This is a genomic window from Hominisplanchenecus sp. (assembly GCF_046967715.1).
Lineage (GTDB): Bacteria > Bacillota > Clostridia > Lachnospirales > Lachnospiraceae > Hominisplanchenecus > Hominisplanchenecus faecis.
In genome coordinates this window covers 17457-35466 of record NZ_JBKVNQ010000026.1, presented here as the reverse complement: position 1 = coordinate 35466, position 18010 = coordinate 17457, and the positions used below count along the sequence as shown (strand labels likewise).

General features: G+C 46.3%; 15 protein-coding genes. 13 read left to right on the top strand and 2 right to left on the bottom strand.

Annotation, left to right across the window (positions count from 1 at the left end; all coding sequences use genetic code 11):
• On the top strand, window positions 1-820 hold an 820-nt coding region (gene rpoD / locus ACLTL4_RS05545; RefSeq protein WP_412320309.1), incomplete at its 5' end, for an RNA polymerase sigma factor RpoD.
• Between the two features lie 72 nt (window positions 821-892).
• Here the strand turns inward: rpoD and ACLTL4_RS05540 are convergent.
• Complete coding sequence (locus ACLTL4_RS05540; RefSeq protein WP_022119966.1) at window positions 893-1783, bottom strand: SseB family protein; 891 nt, start codon at window positions 1781-1783, stop codon at window positions 893-895.
• A 238-nt stretch (window positions 1784-2021) separates the two neighbouring features.
• On the opposite strand from ACLTL4_RS05540, the gene ACLTL4_RS05535 reads away from it, so the two are divergent.
• The gene (locus tag ACLTL4_RS05535; protein ID WP_022119965.1) at window positions 2022-2924 is read left to right on the top strand and encodes a DMT family transporter; all 903 of its coding nucleotides are present in this window, start codon (window positions 2022-2024) and stop codon (window positions 2922-2924) included.
• Here the strand turns inward: ACLTL4_RS05535 and ACLTL4_RS05530 are convergent.
• Window positions 2890-3804 (bottom strand): AraC family transcriptional regulator, encoded by a 915-nt coding sequence (locus tag ACLTL4_RS05530; RefSeq protein WP_022119964.1) that lies wholly within the window; start codon window positions 3802-3804, stop codon window positions 2890-2892. The two genes, ACLTL4_RS05535 and ACLTL4_RS05530, sit on opposite strands and share 35 nt — an antisense overlap.
• Before the next feature lie 206 nt (window positions 3805-4010).
• Here ACLTL4_RS05530 and ACLTL4_RS05525 point away from each other — a divergent pair, with 206 nt between their 5' ends.
• The 11 genes from ACLTL4_RS05525 to gatA all read left to right on the top strand — a co-directional run bounded on the left by ACLTL4_RS05525 (window position 4011) and on the right by gatA (window position 18010).
• A complete protein-coding gene (locus tag ACLTL4_RS05525; RefSeq protein ID WP_022119963.1) occupies window positions 4011-5177 on the top strand; it encodes a galactokinase in 1167 nt (388 codons plus the stop codon).
• 15 nt (window positions 5178-5192) lie between these two features.
• The gene (gene galT, locus ACLTL4_RS05520; protein WP_022119962.1) at window positions 5193-6689 is read left to right on the top strand and encodes a UDP-glucose--hexose-1-phosphate uridylyltransferase; all 1497 of its coding nucleotides are present in this window, start codon (window positions 5193-5195) and stop codon (window positions 6687-6689) included.
• 126 nt (window positions 6690-6815) lie between these two features.
• A complete protein-coding gene (galE, locus tag ACLTL4_RS05515) occupies window positions 6816-7832 on the top strand; it encodes a UDP-glucose 4-epimerase GalE (protein ID WP_022119961.1) in 1017 nt (338 codons plus the stop codon).
• A 468-nt stretch (window positions 7833-8300) separates the two neighbouring features.
• A complete protein-coding gene (locus ACLTL4_RS05510) occupies window positions 8301-9878 on the top strand; it encodes an NlpC/P60 family protein (protein ID WP_412290681.1) in 1578 nt (525 codons plus the stop codon).
• Between the two features lie 310 nt (window positions 9879-10188).
• On the top strand, window positions 10189-11517 hold the full coding sequence (glnA, locus tag ACLTL4_RS05505) for a type I glutamate--ammonia ligase (protein ID WP_412290679.1): 1329 nt from the start codon (window positions 10189-10191) through the stop codon (window positions 11515-11517).
• A 58-nt stretch (window positions 11518-11575) separates the two neighbouring features.
• Entirely contained in the window at window positions 11576-12124 is a 549-nt protein-coding gene (locus ACLTL4_RS05500) for an ANTAR domain-containing response regulator (RefSeq protein WP_173865635.1), read from the top strand.
• Between the two features lie 37 nt (window positions 12125-12161).
• Window positions 12162-13001 (top strand): diaminopimelate epimerase, encoded by an 840-nt coding sequence (gene dapF, locus ACLTL4_RS05495; protein ID WP_022119957.1) that lies wholly within the window; start codon window positions 12162-12164, stop codon window positions 12999-13001.
• Window positions 13002-13116: 115 nt separating this feature from the next.
• Complete coding sequence (locus tag ACLTL4_RS05490; protein ID WP_022119956.1) at window positions 13117-14331, top strand: LL-diaminopimelate aminotransferase; 1215 nt, start codon at window positions 13117-13119, stop codon at window positions 14329-14331.
• Window positions 14332-14810: 479 nt separating this feature from the next.
• Window positions 14811-16139 carry an aspartate--tRNA(Asn) ligase gene (gene aspS / locus ACLTL4_RS05485; RefSeq protein WP_412290724.1) on the top strand — a complete coding sequence of 443 codons (1329 nt, stop codon included), beginning with the start codon at window positions 14811-14813 and terminating at the stop codon, window positions 16137-16139.
• Window positions 16140-16221: 82 nt separating this feature from the next.
• Window positions 16222-16515 (top strand): Asp-tRNA(Asn)/Glu-tRNA(Gln) amidotransferase subunit GatC, encoded by a 294-nt coding sequence (gene gatC / locus ACLTL4_RS05480; protein WP_147631723.1) that lies wholly within the window; start codon window positions 16222-16224, stop codon window positions 16513-16515.
• 10 nt (window positions 16516-16525) lie between these two features.
• On the top strand, window positions 16526-18010 hold the full coding sequence (gene gatA, locus ACLTL4_RS05475; RefSeq protein WP_412290676.1) for an Asp-tRNA(Asn)/Glu-tRNA(Gln) amidotransferase subunit GatA: 1485 nt from the start codon (window positions 16526-16528) through the stop codon (window positions 18008-18010).

The window sequence follows — 18010 nt, the reverse complement described above, 5'->3', positions numbered from 1 at the left end:
AGATCCGGTGCGTATGTATCTGAAAGAGATCGGAAACGTGCCGCTGCTGACCACCGAGCAGGAGGTAGAGCTTGCAAAGCGTGTGGAAGCAGGAGATGAAGAAGCAAAGAAACAGCTGACGGAAGCCAATCTTCGTCTGGTAGTCAGCATTGCCAAAAAATATGTCGGTCGTGGAATGCCGTTTCTGGATCTGATCCAGGAAGGAAATATGGGACTGATGAAAGCCGTTGACAAGTTTGACTATACCAAAGGTTATAAGTTCAGTACCTATGCGACATGGTGGATCCGTCAGGCGATCACCAGAGGTATCGCAGATACCGGAAGAACGATCCGTGTGCCGGTACATATGGTAGAGACCATCAACAAGACACTTCGTATGACCAGAACGCTGCTTCAGGAGCTTGGCCGTGAACCGACCCCGGAAGAAGTTGCAGAGAGATTGAATGTCTCTGTGTCACGTGTAAGAGAAGTTCTCAAAATCTCCAGAGATCCGGTATCACTGGATACTCCGATCGGAGAAGAGGATGACAGTCATCTGGGAGACTTTATCGAGGATGATTCCGCACTTTCACCGGCAGATTCCGCAGCATTTTCCATGCTCAGAGCAGAGCTTGCAACAGCACTGGAGTCTCTGACAGACAGAGAGCGTCAGGTTGTTAAACTGAGATTTGGTCTGGAAGACGGAAGAGCAAGAACACTCGAAGAAGTCGGAAAAGAGTTCAACGTAACACGTGAGCGTATCCGTCAGATCGAAGCCAAGGCTTTGCGGAAACTGCGTCACCCGTCCAGAAGTAAGCGATTAAAAGATTTTCTGATCTGAGAGCTGAAGTCCGGCAAACCGCAGACAGGAAATAAAAGAGGGCACAGGATTTTACTCCTGTGCCTTTTTCAGTTAACCATCAATACGTTTTTTGAAAGCAGGCAGCTGCTCACGGCGAAGCGGCAGGGCAGTACTGGTCGGATTTAACAAAAAACCTTTTGCATCTTTCACCAGGAACTTCTCCAGATCATCAAATTTCACGACAACCGGACGAAGTCTTTTCTTCGGATCAAACCTCTGAAGCTCGTATCCGTCTGTGAAGATAGCCTGATACATCTCGCCGTTCTGATTGTTGACATACGGAACACGGATGTTATTTTTTTTCTTTGGCTGTTCTTCTTCTGTTTCTGATTCTTTGGCTTCTTCGATGTTTCCGTCTTCCGTGTTGCCGTCAGGATTTTCTGCTTTACTGTCAGCATCTTTTTCGCTTTCGTCTACAATAATACCGCTTAAGAAACGGCCGCGTACCAGATTGGCAACCAGTTCTTCGTCCATTGCCCGCAGATCAGCTTTTTCTTTTTCTTCCTCGCTGACCGGACGACGCATCTCCTGCAGGAAATACAGGGAAGTGAGCATCAGCTCCGGATTGATGACAGGACGCTGTTTTTCCGGAAGTTCGTCCGGATTATGTCTTCTGTGAACGATCGCTTCAAGAGCGAGAGAGGTTTCCGTATCATTGTCATGCAGTACCACGCCGTTGACACCGAGAGCGTAGAGTGTACCGTAGAAATGAAGGAACTGCTCTGCTGCTACTCTTACGGATACCACCGGGATTTTTTCCTGCTCATTTTTTGCAACAACATAAGCATGTGCTGCCTCAGCGTCTGAGAAGATATGTATCTGGTCATCGAAAGATTCTTCGTTACAGGTTACATAAGGATGCTTGGTGGACTGGGAGAAAATAACGAACATCTCTGGAAGTCCCTGAAGTTTTTTGATGATAAAGCTGTTATCTATTGCCATTTGTGTACACCTCATATTCTTTCTGTTATAGTGATTTTGGGATGTGAAAGATGCCGGTATTTATGCAACTTTCACAATTATTGAGACCCTACTGACAGTCATTGTACCATATTTCCCAATAAAAGAAAATATAAAAATTTATGATATTTCGTTGAAAAACATAAAGAAATCCGCCATTGACTTTCGAAAAAGAAAAGAATATGATGAAAGCTAATGAAATAAGGAAGGAATTGTAAAAATGAAAAAAGGAAATCTGAGAAGTTCCGCATTGCTTTTACTGACGGCATGCATCTGGGGCGTGGCGTTTGTTGCCCAGAGCGTGGGGATGGAGTATGTCGGACCGTTTACCTTCAACTTTGTGAGAAGTATTCTGGGAGGACTGGTGCTGATCCCGTGTATTTTTTTCCTGAAGCGGGAAAAAAAGGCAAAGGCAGAAAAAGTCAGCGAAGAGGAAAAAAAAGCACAGCGAAAAACACTGCTGGCCGGCGGGATCTGCTGTGGTGTCGCCCTGTGCCTGGCAAGCAATTTCCAGCAGATCGGCATCCAATATACAACCGTCGGAAAAGCCGGTTTCATTACAGCGTGTTATATTGTGATCGTTCCGGTGATCGGACTTTTTATGAAGAAGAAATGCAGTCCGATGATCTGGCTGTCGGTGCTTCTGGCAGTTGTGGGTTTGTATCTGCTTTGCATAAACGAACAGTTTTCAATTGGATACGGAGATATTCTGGTATTTGTCTGTGCGATTCTGTTTTCGGTACATATCCTGATCGTGGATTATTTTTCGCCGAAGGTGGACGGTGTGAAGATGTCCTGCATCCAGTTTCTGGTGTGCGGTCTGTTATCCGGCATTGCGATGCTCTTTGCGGAACAGCCGCAGTTATCCGCAGTGCTTCTGGCGTGGAAACCGATCGCTTATGCCGGTATCATGTCCTGCGGTGTCGGTTATACCCTTCAGATCGTCGGTCAGAAAGGGATGGATCCGACCATTGCATCGCTGATCCTCAGCCTAGAGTCCTGTATTTCTGTGCTGGCTGGATGGCTGCTGCTTGGCCAGACCTTAAGTATGCGGGAAGGACTTGGCTGTGTTGCCATGTTTGCGGCGATCATTCTGGCTCAGCTTCCGGCGAAGGAGTCTTGAGTGCATTTTTGCGATACTCCCGCGGTGTGCATCCCATTTCGGATTTGAAAATTTTAGAAAAATAGCAGGGACTAGAAAAGCCTGTCAGCAGTGAAATATCAGTGATACTTTTGTTGGTGTTTTGCAGAAGCGGCAGGCTTTTCTGTATGCGGTAATGCAGCAGGTAGTCAAAAAGCGATTCGTTCATATGACTTTTGAAAAAGCGGCAGCATTCGCTTTTACAGATATTGATCTGAGCGGCAACCTGTTCGAGCAGGATTTTTTCCTGATAATGGTCGTGCAGGTAGGAGAGCAGCACCAGCAGACGTTCCCGGTCACGCTGTACCGCAGGAAGCGTTTCGGTCTGTGGCTCAGTATTCTGATACAGGATCAGCCAGATCCTGGAGAGCAGGATTTGAATCTGAAAATCCCAGCACGGAGCCTTGGAAGAAGAAATTTCCCAGATTTTTGTCAGGTTTGCAAGGATTTCTGCCTGCCATGCGACATCCGGGGAAAATTTGATGGAAGAAAAACGGTCGTCCAGTGTCAGCGGTGTGACATAGGCTGTCTGAATGCGGCTGGATTCGAAGCCATAAATGATACGTGGGTCAAAGGTCGTGGAAATATAAACACAGTCTTCCTTATTATACATGTGTCCGGTGTGCGGCATGTTGGCATTGCAGAAAAGTCCCTCGCCGGTGGTGAGATGATAAGTTTTGTCATTTACCTGATAATTGATGTCTCCGGATACGATCAAAGTCAGCTCAATCTCCGGATGCCAGTGCCAGAAAAAGGAACTTCGCTCATAAGAAAACAGGTTTTCATGGCTTACATTTACCGGAAAAGCAAACGTTCCGTGGTCTTTTAGTTCACGTTGTTTCTGATTGGTCTGGATTTGCATAGAATACCTCAATATAATTATAGTTTTTATTATGATACTTGTTGATTTTTTCTGTAAGTCTCATTATACTTATATTAGCGTGAACGTCAAGGACACAGAGCCGGACGTAACCGGGAATGTTTTTGAGCTGCGATTTTTACAGAAGAAGCAGTTCGTATGGCATCTTTTGACACCCACATCATTTAATAAGAAAAAGGAGAAGTGACATGAAAGCAAAACTGATTGAAAAATTTGTATCCATCTATGGGGAAGGTGGAGAAATCCGTTCATTCTTTTCACCGGGACGTGTAAACCTGATCGGAGAGCATACAGACTACAACGGAGGACACGTTTTCCCATGTGCACTGAGCATCGGAACTTACATGATCGTCCGCAAACGTGAAGACCGTACGATCCGTTTCTATTCTGAAAACTTCAGCAAACTGGGCGTGATCGAGACAAGCCTGGATGATCTGGTATATTCTGAAAAAGCAGGATGGACCAACTATCCGAAGGGAGTTATGTGGGCAATAGAAGGCAGAGGATACAAGATCCCGACCGGTATGGATATCCTGATCTACGGCACGATCCCGAACGGTTCCGGACTTTCTTCTTCCGCATCTCTGGAAGTACTGACAGGACTTGCAGTACGTGATCTGTTTGGATTCGAAGGAATCAGCATGATCGATCTGGCACTGATCGGACAGTATTCTGAGAACAACTTCAACGGATGCAACTGCGGTATCATGGATCAGTTCGCAGTGGCAATGGGCAAAAAAGACCATGCGATCTTCCTGGATACCAGCGATCTTAGCTATGAATATGCAAGTGTAAAACTGGAAAATGCAAAGATCGTTATCACAAACAGTAAAGTAAAACACAGCCTGGTAGATTCTGCTTACAATGACAGAAGAAACGAATGCGAAACAGCATTAAAAGAGCTGCAGACAGTTGTAGATATCAAAGGACTTGGCGATTTAAGCGAAGAAGAATTCGAAAAATATAAAGATGCCATCAAAGATCCGGTTCGCCAGAAGAGAGCACATCATGCCGTATACGAAAACCAGAGAACTATCCAGGCTGTAGCAGCACTGAATGCAGGTGACGTAGAGAAATTCGGTAAACTGATGAATGCTTCACATGTATCTCTGAGAGATGACTATGAAGTATCCTGCGAAGAGATCGACGTACTGGTAGATCTGGCATGGGAGACCGAAGGCGTGATCGGTTCCCGTATCACAGGCGGCGGATTCGGCGGCTGCACCGTAAGTATCGTAAAGAATGATGCAGTAGATCACTTCATCGACAAACTGGGCAAAGCTTACAAAGAAAAGACAGGACATGAAGCTGAATTCTATGTAGTGGAAATCGGAGACGGAGCAAAAGAAATTTAAGCAGGAGGAAACGTCATGACATTTGATGAAAATGTAAAACGTCTGGTACAGTATGGCATAGAGAGCGGACTGGTACCGGAAGAAGAACGTATTTATACCACCAACCAGCTGCTGGAGCTGTTTGGGGAGGAAGAATATACCGAGCCGGAGACAGAGTTCAAAGATGTGGATCTGGAAGAAGTTCTGGAAGAGCTGCTGGACTATGCAGTTGAAAAAGGCGTATTAAAAGAGAACAGTGTTGTTTACCGTGACCTGTTTGACACAAAGATCATGAACTGCCTGGTTCCGCGTCCGGCACAGGTGATCGGAACGTTCAAAGAGCTGTACAAAGAGTCACCGGTAAAAGCAACAGACTACTATTATAAATTAAGCCAGGACACTAACTACATCCGCCGTTATCGTATCAAAAAGGATATTCGCTGGAAAGTGCCAAGTCAGTACGGAGACATTGATATTTCCATCAACTTATCCAAACCGGAAAAAGATCCGAAAGCGATCGCAGCAGCAAAACTGGCAAAACAGAGCGGTTATCCAAAATGTCTGCTCTGCCGTCAGAACGAAGGTTATGCAGGACGTGTCAACCATCCGGCAAGACAGAACCACAGGATCATCCCGATCACAGTGAACGGAACACAGTGGGGATTCCAGTATTCACCGTATGTATATTATAATGAGCACTGTATCGTATTCAACGGAGAGCATATCCCGATGAAGATCGAGAAAGCAACGTTCGTGAAACTGTTTGACTTTATCAAACTGTTCCCACACTACTTCCTCGGATCCAATGCAGACCTGCCGATCGTAGGCGGCTCTATCTTAAGCCATGACCACTATCAGGGCGGCAATTACCAGTTTGCAATGGCAAAAGCACCGATCGAGAAACACGTTGAGATCCCGGGATACGAGGATGTGGAAGCCGGCATCGTAAAATGGCCGCTGTCCGTACTGCGTATTCGCTGCAAAGACGAGAAACGTCTGATCGATCTGGCTGACCATGTACTTGGTGCATGGAGAGGCTATACCGACGCCGATGCAAACATCTTTGCTGAGACAGATGGAGAGCCACATAACACGATCACACCGATCGCAAGAAAAGTCGGCGATATGTTTGAACTGGATCTGGCTCTGAGAAACAACCTGACGACAGATGAGTATCCGCTTGGCGTATATCATCCGCATGCAGAGAAACATAACATCAAAAAAGAAAACATCGGTCTGATCGAAGTTATGGGTCTGGCAATCCTGCCGGCACGACTGAAAACAGAGCTTCAGGATCTGGCAGATTATATCATCGAGAAGAAAGACATCCGTTCCAACGAAGCTCTGGAAAAACATGCAGACTGGGTAGAATCCTTCCTGCCGAAACATCCGGAACTGAACAAAGATAATGTGATGGATATCCTCAAAGAGGAAGTTGGACATGTATTCGTAGGCGTTCTGGAAGATGCCGGTGTATACAAATGCACACCGGAAGGAAGAGAAGCCTTCATGAGATTTATCGCAACACTGTAAAACGGTGATGACAGAATTGTGAGAGTACGAAGTACGGAACAATTCGTATGGCATCGTTTAACCTTGTTATCACGAAAATATAAATATAAAGAAACTATTTATCAAATTGATTAGGAGGTAAATACTATGAGAATTTTGGTAACCGGCGGAGCTGGATATATTGGAAGCCACACCTGTGTGGAACTGCTGAACGAAGGCTATGAAGTAGTCATCGTAGACAATCTGTACAATGCAAATAAAAAAGCAGTAGATCGTGTAGAAGAGATCACAGGCAAAAAAGTAACATTCTACGAAGCAGACATCTGCGACAAAGAAGCAATGGATGCTATCTTTGATAAAGAAGATGTACAGGCAGTCATTCATTTCGCAGGACTGAAAGCAGTAGGAGAATCTACCGTAAAACCTCTGGAATATTACCAGAACAACATCGCAGGTACACTGACACTGTGCGATGTCATGAGAAATCATGGCGTAAAGAACATCATCTTCAGTTCATCCGCAACCGTATACGGTGATCCGGCAATGATCCCGATCACAGAAGAATGCCCGAAGGGCACCTGCACCAACCCATACGGCTGGACAAAATGGATGCTGGAACAGATCCTGACCGATATCCAGAAAGCAGATCCGGAATGGAACGTGATCCTGCTTCGTTACTTCAACCCGATCGGCGCACACAAGAGCGGCATGATCGGAGAAGATCCGAAAGGTATCCCGAACAACCTGCTTCCGTATGTTGCACAGGTAGCGATCGGCAAACTGGAGTGCCTCGGTGTATTCGGCGATGACTACGATACACCGGACGGAACAGGCGTACGTGACTACATCCACGTGGTAGACCTGGCACGCGGCCATGTAAAAGCAATCCAGAAACTGGCTGACAAAGAAGGCGTAAGCATCTACAACTTAGGTACTGGAAACGGATACAGCGTTCTGCAGGTTGTACATGCATTTGAAAAAGCATGCGGACATCCGATCAAATACCAGATCAAACCGAGAAGACCTGGCGATATCGCAAAATGCTACTGTGCACCGGAAAAAGCAAAGAAAGAGCTTGGCTGGGAAGCAGAATACGGCATCGAAGATATGTGTGCAGATTCCTGGAGATGGCAGAGCCAGAATCCAAACGGATACAACGACTAATCACAGATTGAACGTAGAGAACCATTCCCCGCTTCAAGTGTGCAGAGCACTAAGCGGTGGGTGAGGGGGATGCTTATGTCAGTGGGAGTTGAAAAATCATATCGCATCCAATACATAGTATATCAGAAAGATCAGGCAGAAACCAAGAGGTGGAAGCCTGGTCTTTTTTTGGCAGGAGGTCGATCGTCTGCTATCAGCAAAAATAAGGGAAAGTGTTCACATAGAAGAAGCATTAATTATGATAAAAGCAGTAAAAAGCATCAATGTGTAATAGAAAAATAGGAGAGCAATGAAAGGTCATCTGTGAAAATTCTGTGTCACTACTTGAAAATTCATCCAAAAACTTCTATAATTAAAAATTATAATGCCAGGGGTAAAAGGTGTTCAGGTTATAGAAGAAAGGCAAGATGAATGAAAAACAGATATTTATATAAATTAGGCTGCATGATGCTGGCTGGGAGTATGCTGATGAGTACAGCACCGGTGGCTTATGCATCGAGTTTGCAGACGGAGCTTCAGAAAGAGGCGGAGAGTAACACGGAAGGCTCTCAGACAGAAACCAGTCAGCCGGAGACGAGTCAGAGCGAGACACCGGCAACGGAGACTGAGACCAGTCAGCCGGAGACGAAGCCGGAACTGGAAACGCGGCAGACTGAGACGGCGGCAGCCGAAACAGAAACAAATGCATCTCAGACAGGGGATACGGATGCATCCAAAGAGGATGGGACATCGGACAGCGATAAAAAAGACGATGGTTCGGATAAAAAAGACGGCGATAAGAAGTCAGAGGGTGACAGCAAGGACGATAAGAATAAAAAAGACGATGCGGATGACAAGGACAGTCAGAAAGGTGACATTCAGAAACCGGATGATGAGAGCGAACAGGTGGATCATTCTGATGCGGCAGCCGATTATGCTTCCAATATCATTGCCGGAAACAGTGTTTATTTAAGTGAACTTTCCAGTGAGTATGGTATTTCGTTTGATGAAGAGTTCGAAAAGACAATGGACAAGATCGAAGCAGATTATAAAGAGTTTCTGGACAAACCGGAAGATTTTCTGGCAGAAAACTGGCAGGATGTGCTGGCTGTTTATGTAATGAAGTACGGACAGGACGCCGGCATAAAGATGGACAAGTCCTGCAGGGATGATCTGGAGCAGATTTTTTTCCTGATGAATGTCAGAAGCAATTCTGCAATTTTACGCAAACTGGAGAAAATCCAGAAAGAGGAAGTCTCTGAAACCGAAGGCAGATCAGCCGAAACAGAAAAGGCGGCAGAAGCAGAAGAATCAGCCGAAACAGAAAAGGCGGCAGAAGCAGAAGAATCAACAGAAACAGAAAAGGCAGCCGATGCGGAAGAATCAACAGAAACAAAAAAAGTGGCAGAAACAGATGCAAAAGAATACCGTGCACTGTCGGTTCAGGATTACATAGCACTTTACGGTGCAGATGAAGAGCAGACAGCTATACTGGAGAAATACACGTCCACAAAATGCAGACAGCTCTGTGCAATCGTTACGGCATCCAAAGGATTTGTGCGTTCCGAGGCAGGCAGCGATGTCAGTGAAGAACGTGTTTCCATCGTGGCAGCAGCGTGCAGCCTGATCGGAAAAGTCGGCTATTTCTGGGGCGGCAAGTCCTATGCAATCGGCTGGGATGACAGCTGGGGAAGTCCGATGACCGTGTCCGCAGAGGGCAGCAAGAGCAGTGGAACGGTGCGTTCCTATGGTCTGGACTGTAGTGGATTTGTTGCATGGTCTTACTATAACGGACTTGGCGGCAAGGATGCCGGTATCGGCAATCATACCACAACACAGTGGAATGCAAGCGAGATGGTGGACAGCCAGAGTGCCAGACCTGGTGATCTTGTCTTTTATCATCCGGCAAGTGCAGGAGACGACAACCACGTCGGCATCGTAGTCGGAGTCAATGACAACGGAAGCCTGCTGGTCGTACACTGCTCCTCAAGCCAGAACGGAGTTATGACAGGAGAAGCATGGTCAGCCGGATTCCAGTATGTGAGAAGTCCGCTGGGGCTGGAATGATAAAAAATGAAAACCGTGCGGTTGACAAATAAAGGCGGCACTGCTATCATATAAAAGAAAGGCTTTTATGAAAAAGCAGAGCACTTGTGACTTCGTCATGAGCGGATGCTGAAAATGCAAACTAATTTGACTGGAACAAGGGTGTTCTGATTTATTCAGTGCACCCTTCTTTTCTATTTACAAGGAAAATCCCTTGTAAATAAAAAAGAAGAATGAAATAATTGTGCAGAGATTCGAAAATGAAAATGTCTGCTTCGCAGACTTGCATATTATCAGGCTTTTTCTAATGGGAATCATAAAAGGAGAATATATGAAGTATACAAAACAGGATGTCCTGCGTCTTGTGCAGGAGGAAGATGTAGAATTTATACGCCTTCAGTTTACGGATATTTTCGGAACGATGAAGAATGTGGCGATCACTTCCAGCCAGCTGGAAAAGGCACTGGATAACAACTGTATGTTTGACGGATCTTCGATTGAAGGTTTTGTGCGGATCGAGGAGTCAGACATGTATCTTTATCCGGATCTGGATACGTTAAATGTTTTTCCGTGGCGGCCGCAGCAGGGAAAGGTGGCACGACTGATCTGTGATGTGTACCGTCCGAATCGGGAGCCGTTTGAGGGGGATCCGAGATATATTCTGAAAAAAGTGGTAAAGCAGGCGGCAGAGCTTGGTTATCAGTTTGATGTCGGACCGGAATGTGAGTTTTTCTTGTATCATACGGATGACAATGGACAGCCGACGACGATCACACATGAACGTGCAGGCTATTTTGACTTAGGTCCGATGGATCTTGGTGAGAATGCAAGGCGTGATATGGTTCTGACGCTGGAAGATATGGGATTTGAGATCGAGGCATCTCATCACGAGATGGCACCGGCACAGCACGAGATCGATTTTCGTTATGACGAGGCACTGACGACGGCAGACAATATCATGACATTCAAGCTGGCAGTCAAGACGATCGCCAAACGCCATGGACTGCATGCAAGCTTTATGCCAAAGCCAAAGACCGGTATCAATGGCTCCGGCATGCACATCAATATGTCCCTGTCAAAGGATGGAAAAAATATTTTTGCGGATGACTGTGATCCAAATGGCCTGAGTCAGGAAGCATACTATTTTATTGGCGGTCTGATGCGGCATGTCAAGGGAATGTGTGCGATCACCAATCCGCTGGTCAATTCTTACAAACGTTTGGTTCCGGGATTTGAGGCACCGGTTTACATTGCCTGGTCAGGCACAAACCGCAGCCCGCTGATCCGCATTCCGGCAGAACGTGGGGAGGGCACGAGAATAGAACTGCGTTGTCCGGATCCGTCGGCAAATCCATACCTGGTGCTGGCAGTTTGCCTGGCAGCAGGACTGGACGGCATCCAGAAGCAGATCATGCCTCCGGCAGCTGTTGATAGAAATATTTTCAATATGACAGAAGAAGAGATCCAGGAAGAGGGGATTGATGTCCTGCCGAACAATCTTCTGGAAGCAGTCTATGAAATGGAAAAGGACGAGCTGGTAAAAGAGGTGCTTGGAACACACACCAGCCGGCGTTATACCAAGGCGAAAAAGAAAGAATGGGCAGAATATTCCCGCCAGGTTTCCGGATGGGAACTGGATCAGTATCTTTACCGCATATAAATTTTCCTCCCGAGATGGATCTTGATTTTTAAGATTGTACAAGAGGAGGAGGGTTACAGTGGTAAACATAATAGTTGTATTTCCAAAGCTGGAAGATGCGAAAAATATCCGTAACCTTCTGGCGAGAAATGGATACAGCGTGATCGGTGTATGCTGTACCGGTGCACAGGTATTGCAGATTATAGACAATCTGGAAGACGGCATTGTGATCTGCGGATACCGTTTTAACGATATGATGTATGCGGATTTGAGGGAAAGTCTGGCATCTTCGTTCCAGATGCTTTTGGTAGCATCTATGCATATTTTGGAGTCCTGCGACCGCAGGGATATTGTATCTCTGCCGCTGCCGCTGCGTATCGGAGATCTTGCCAATACGCTGGAGATGATGGCGGCCGGAATGTATCGACGCAGGCGGAGACAGAAGTCACAGCCGAAGGAACGTTCCGAAGCAGAGAAAAAAGTGATTTTGGATGCGAAAAAGTTACTGATGGAGCGAAACCATATGTCAGAAGAAGAAGCACATCGTTATATGCAGAAATGTAGTATGGATAGTGGAAACAATATGGTAGAGACAGCAAAAATGATTTTTGCCCTGATGAAGTATTAAACTGTCGTCAGGCAGACCAGGAAAGGATGGCGAACAGATGAAATTTACAAAAATGCAGGGCATAGGAAATGACTATGTCTATGTCAACTGTCTGGAAGAGACGGTTGAAAATCCGGGAGAAGTTGCCAGAAAGGTCAGCGACCGCCACTTTGGGATCGGCTCGGACGGACTGATCCTGATCAAACCTTCGCTGGAAGCAGACTTTGAGATGGATATGTATAATTCCGACGGTTCTCAGGGAGCAATGTGCGGAAATGGGATCCGCTGCGTGGCAAAGTATGTTTATGACTATGGACTTACAGATAAAGATGAAATCAGCATTGCGACAAAGAGCGGCATCAAATACGTGAAACTGCAGGTGGAAAACGGAAAAGTGAAGACGGTCCGTGTGGATATGGGGGCACCGATCTTAAATGCAGGCCTGATCCCGATCGTATCGGAAAATCCGCAGGTCATCAATGAAGCGATCACGGCAGGCGGCAGGGAATATCGCATGACCGGTGTTTCTATGGGAAATCCGCATGCAGTTGTTTATATAGACGATGTAAAAGGTCTGGATATTGAAAAAATCGGACCGCTTTTTGAGACGCATCCGTGTTTTCCGGATCGTGTCAACACAGAATTTTCCAGAGTACTGGACGATCATACTGTTGAGATGCGTGTATGGGAACGCGGAGCCGGTGAAACACTTGCCTGCGGAACCGGTGCATGTGCGGTGGCAGTGGCATCCATTCTGAATGGCTATGTGGTAAAAGATCAGCCGGTGACCATAAAGCTGCTTGGCGGAGATCTGGAGATTTTCTGGGATCAGCAGAAGAATACTGTCTTTATGACGGGCCCTGCAGAAGTCGTCTTCGACGGCGAAATTAAATTGTAACGATACAAGGCAGATGAAAAAGACTGCCATGAGTAAAAGCAAAAGCGGGCGATGAAGATCCACTTTATAAAAATGCCGGAACTGCCGGCAGAAATGAGAATCACAGGAGGCACATATGTTTAAAGTAAATGATAATTATCTGAAGTTACCGGGAAGCTATCTTTTTTCTACAATCGCGAAAAAAGTCAATGCATTTACAGCGGCTAATCCACAGGCAGAGATCATCCGTCTGGGTATCGGTGATGTGACACAGCCGATCGCACCGGCCGTGATCGAAGCACTGCACAAAGCAGTTGATGAGCAGACCACAACAGAGGGATTCAAAGGTTATGCACCGGATCTCGGCTATGCATTTCTGCGTGAGACGATCGCAAAGAATGATTATGAAGCTTACGGATGTGACATCGCAGCAGATGAGATTTTTGTATCCGACGGTGCAAAGAGCGATTCTGCAAATATTCAGGAGATTTTCTCTCTGGACAATAAAATTGCGGTATGTGATCCGGTTTACCCGGTTTATGTGGATTCCAACGTTATGGCAGGCAGAACCGGCACTTACGATCCGAAAAGTGAGACCTGGAGTGATGTGATCTACATGCCTTGTACCGCAGAAAACAATTTCTGCCCGGAACTGCCGAAAGAGACTCCGGATATTATCTATCTGTGCTTCCCGAACAACCCGACCGGCGAGGCGATCACAAAAGAACAGCTTCAGGTATGGGTAGATTATGCCAATAAAGCAGGTGCAGTCATCATCTACGATGCTGCTTACAAAGCTTATATCACAGAAAAAGATATCCCGGTGTCTATTTATCAGTGTGAAGGTGCAAAAACCTGTGCCATTGAGCTTTGCAGCTTTTCCAAGACAGCCGGATTTACCGGACTGCGTCTTGCATACACGGTTATCCCGAAAGAGCTCAAATGCGGCGATGTACAGCTGCATGCACTCTGGGCAAGAAGACACGGCACAAAATACAACGGTGCACCTTACATCATCCAGAGAGCCGGAGAAGCGGTATATTCCGAGGCTGGAAAGGCTCAGATCGCAGAACAGATCGCATATTATCACAAGAATGCATCTTATATCTTCAACGGACTCAAAGAAGCCGGCTATACCGTTGCGGGCGGCGTGAACTCCCCGTATGTATGGCTGAAGACGCCGGAGCAGATGAATTCCTGGGAATTCTTTGATTATCTGCTGGAAAAAGCAAACGTGGTCGGAACACCGGGTTCCGGATTCGGACCAAGCGGAGAAGGTTATTTCCGTCTGACTGCATTCGGTACTTACGAGAATACTGTAAAAGCAATCGATCGGATTAAAAAACTTTAAAAACTATTGCGTTTGTTAAAAAATACACGATATTTTTTATAAAAAATACTTGCAAACAGAAAAAACTTGTGCTATGATTTTGAATCATAAAAATGATAAAACGATTAAGAGATGCCATAAAACCACTCTTGTGCGAGCATATCGTGGTTTCAGGCTTTTGCCCCTGGCATCATGCAAATGCTGAGATGAAGACTCATGATCGTGAAAGCCGACAGGAATAAAGTGTCACCGACTGAGAGCACTTTTTGGCGGAAGCGGCAAGATGGGAACACTTCGGAGCAGACCGTTCGAAGGAGATACAGGTAGGGCGGTACGTGAGCGTGCGTTAAACGTCAAGAGAGGCAGATGATTTATCTGCAAGGCGGGTGGTACCGCGGATAAAGTTTATCCGTCCCGAAACAGTTCAGTGCTGTTTCGGGACTTTTTTATTCCATTCTTTTCCCGGACAGCGAAAAGTTGAAAGGAGACGAAAGACTATGATGGAGTATTTAGAAGGCGTAAAAAAAGCAAAAACATTGGAGATTGGTGAGTTACTGGTGCAGGCAGAAGGCACAGAGGTAAAAGTAAACGGAGCCGTGCATACGATCCGTGATATGGGAAATGTGGCATTTGTGATCCTGCGTAAGCGTGACGGTCTGGTGCAGTGCGTGTTTGAAGAAGGTGTGACAGCCTTTGACTTAAAAGAACTCAAAGAAGCATCTGCGGTGGAAGTACTCGGTACGATCCGCAAAGAAGAACGTGCTGCACACGGCATTGAGATTCGATTGAAAGAGATCAAAGTGCTGAGCGAGCCGGATGAACCGCTGCCGCTGCCGATTTCCAAATGGAAGCTGAATACTTCACTGGAAGCGAAACTGAACATGCGTCCGATCTCTCTTCGAAATGTCAGAGAACGTGCGAAATTCAAGATCCAGGAAGGTCTGGTCCGCAGTTTCCGCGATTTCCTCTATGAGCAGGGATTTACGGAGATCCACACACCGAAGCTTGGGGCCAAAAGTGCAGAGGGCGGTGCAAACCTCTTCAAACTGGAGTATTTCCACAGACCGGCGATCCTGCAGCAGAGCCCGCAGCTTTATAAACAGATGATGGTTGGTGTGTTTGACCGGGTATTTGAGACAGGACCGGTGTTCCGTGCAGAGAAACACAACACAAAACGTCACCTGAACGAGTATACATCTCTTGATTTTGAGATGGGATACATCGACGGATTTGAAGATATCATGGCGATGGAGACCGGATTTTTACAGTACACGATGAAACTTCTGGCAAAGGATTATCAGAAAGAGCTGGATATGCTTGGCATCACACTTCCGGATGTATCGAAAATTCCGGCGGTCCGTTTTGACAAAGCAAAAGAGATGGTTGCAGAGAAATACAACCGTACGATCCGCAATCCATACGACCTGGAGCCGGAAGAAGAGCATCTGATCGGGGAGCTGTTCAAAGAAGATTATGGTGCAGATTTTGTGTTTATCACACATTATCCGAGCAAAAAGCGTCCGTTCTATGCGATGGATGATCCGCAGGATGCAAGATTTACCTTAAGTTTTGACCTTCTGTTTCGCGGACTGGAGATCACAACCGGAGGACAGCGTATCCACAGTTATCAGCAGCTGCTTGACAAGATCGAAGCGAAGAAAATGACAACGGAAGGACTGGAGCAGTATCTTGATACGTTCCGTCATGGCATGCCGCCTCACGGAGGACTTGGTATCGGGCTGGAGCGACTGACCATGCAGCTGATCAGCGAGGACAACGTAAGAGAGACAACCCTCTTCCCGAGAGACTTGAGCAGACTGGAGCCATAGAAAAACAAAAATAAGACAGATAATAGAATAAGAATTGCAAAGAAAAGATATTTTATATGGCGGCAAAGAGAGGAGAAAGAACATGGCAAATGTGATCTCAGATGAGACAATGGAGTATGTGGGCATTCTGGCAAAGCTGGAACTTTCAAAAGAAGAGCAGAAAGCAGCCAGGAAAGATATGGAACGCATGCTGGATTATATTGATAAATTAAATGAACTGGATACAGCAGGTGTAGAGCCGATGTCCCATATTTTCCCGGTGTACAATGTATTTCGTGAGGATGTGGTCACAAACGGCGATGACAGAGACAATATGCTGAAAAATGCACCGGCAGAAAAAGACGGAACATATAAAGTACCGCGAACGGTAGAATAGGAGGCACACAGTGAAGATAACAGAATTGACAGCAGTGACGCTTGGCAAAAAGATCAAAGCGAAAGAGATTACAGTTGCAGAAGCTGTAAGTGCCGTACTCGAACAGATTGAGGCAGTGGAAGGAGACGTTCACGCCTATGTGACACTGAAAGACAAAGAAAAAGTCCTGAAAAAAGCGGAAGAGATCCAGGCAAAGATCGATGCAGGAGAGCTTGACGGTCCGCTGGCAGGTGTTCCGGTAGCTGTCAAAGACAATATGTGTACAGAGGGAGTTTTAACTACCTGCAGTTCGAAAATCCTTTCAAACTTCAAACCGACTTACACAGCGGAGGCAGTCAAAAATCTGGAAAAAGCCGGAGCGGTAATCATCGGAAAGACCAACATGGATGAATTTGCGATGGGAAGTACGACTGAGACATCAGCCTATGGTGTGACCAGAAATCCATGGGATCTGGAACACGTACCGGGCGGCTCTTCCGGCGGTTCCTGTGCAGCTGTGGCAGCAGGTGAATGTCTCTTTGCACTTGGAAGCGATACCGGAGGATCGATCCGTCAGCCGAGTTCTTTCTGCGGTGTGACAGGATTAAAACCGACTTACGGAACCGTTTCCCGTTACGGATTGATCGCTTATGGTTCTTCCTTAGATCAGATCGGACCGGTGGCAAAAGATGTGACAGACTGTGCGACAATCCTGGAGGCGATCGCATCTTACGATAAAAAGGACAGCACTTCCGTAAAACGGGAAGATTATGATTTCACTTCTGCTCTTGTGGATGATGTGAAGGGCATGCGGATCGGCATTCCGAGAGATTATTTCGGAGAAGGACTGGATCCGGAAGTCAAAGAGGCAATTCTGGCTGCGGCAAAAGTGCTGGAAGAAAAGGGAGCTATTGTGGAAGAGTTTGATTTAAGCCTTGTAGAATATGCAATCCCGGCTTACTATGTCATCGCCTGTGCGGAGGCCAGCTCCAACCTGGCAAGATTTGACGGCGTGAAATATGGCTATCGTGCAAAAGATTACGAAGGACTGCACAATATGTACAAAAAGACACGTTCTGAGGGCTTCGGAGCGGAAGTAAAACGTCGTATCATGCTTGGCTCCTTTGTACTGAGTTCCGGATATTACGATGCATATTATCTGAAGGCACTTCGCACAAAAGCTTTGATCAAAAAAGCATTTGACAAAGCATTTGAAAAATATGATGTGATCTTAGGACCGGCGGCTCCGAATACCGCACCGAAGATCGGAGATTCTTTAAGTGATCCGCTGAAAATGTATCTCGGTGATGTTTATACGATTTCTGTTAATCTGGCAGGACTTCCGGGCATGAGCGTTCCGTGCGGAAGAGATGCAAAAGGGCTGCCGATCGGTCTGCAGCTGATCGGGGACTGCTTCAAAGAAAAGAATATCATCCGTGCGGCGTATGCGTATGAACAGACAAGGAAATACGAAGCACCAAAGCTTGCAAAAACAGCAGAAGGGGAGGCAAAATAA

Excerpts from the sequence above, each read along its gene's own strand:
- glnA (WP_412290679.1), top strand. The coding sequence starts at position 10,189 with ATGAAGTATACAAAACAGGATGTCCTGCGTCTTGTGCAGGAGGAAGAT.
- ACLTL4_RS05530 (WP_022119964.1), bottom strand. The coding sequence starts at position 3,804 with ATGCAAATCCAGACCAATCAGAAACAACGTGAACTAAAAGACCACGGA.
- ACLTL4_RS05535 (WP_022119965.1), top strand. The coding sequence starts at position 2,022 with ATGAAAAAAGGAAATCTGAGAAGTTCCGCATTGCTTTTACTGACGGCA.
- galT (WP_022119962.1), top strand. The coding sequence starts at position 5,193 with ATGACATTTGATGAAAATGTAAAACGTCTGGTACAGTATGGCATAGAG.
- ACLTL4_RS05525 (WP_022119963.1), top strand. The coding sequence starts at position 4,011 with ATGAAAGCAAAACTGATTGAAAAATTTGTATCCATCTATGGGGAAGGT.
- ACLTL4_RS05540 (WP_022119966.1), bottom strand. The coding sequence starts at position 1,783 with ATGGCAATAGATAACAGCTTTATCATCAAAAAACTTCAGGGACTTCCA.
- dapF (WP_022119957.1), top strand. The coding sequence starts at position 12,162 with ATGAAATTTACAAAAATGCAGGGCATAGGAAATGACTATGTCTATGTC.
- galE (WP_022119961.1), top strand. The coding sequence starts at position 6,816 with ATGAGAATTTTGGTAACCGGCGGAGCTGGATATATTGGAAGCCACACC.
- gatC (WP_147631723.1), top strand. The coding sequence starts at position 16,222 with ATGGCAAATGTGATCTCAGATGAGACAATGGAGTATGTGGGCATTCTG.
- aspS (WP_412290724.1), top strand. The coding sequence starts at position 14,811 with ATGGAGTATTTAGAAGGCGTAAAAAAAGCAAAAACATTGGAGATTGGT.
- ACLTL4_RS05490 (WP_022119956.1), top strand. The coding sequence starts at position 13,117 with ATGTTTAAAGTAAATGATAATTATCTGAAGTTACCGGGAAGCTATCTT.
- ACLTL4_RS05510 (WP_412290681.1), top strand. The coding sequence starts at position 8,301 with ATGAGTACAGCACCGGTGGCTTATGCATCGAGTTTGCAGACGGAGCTT.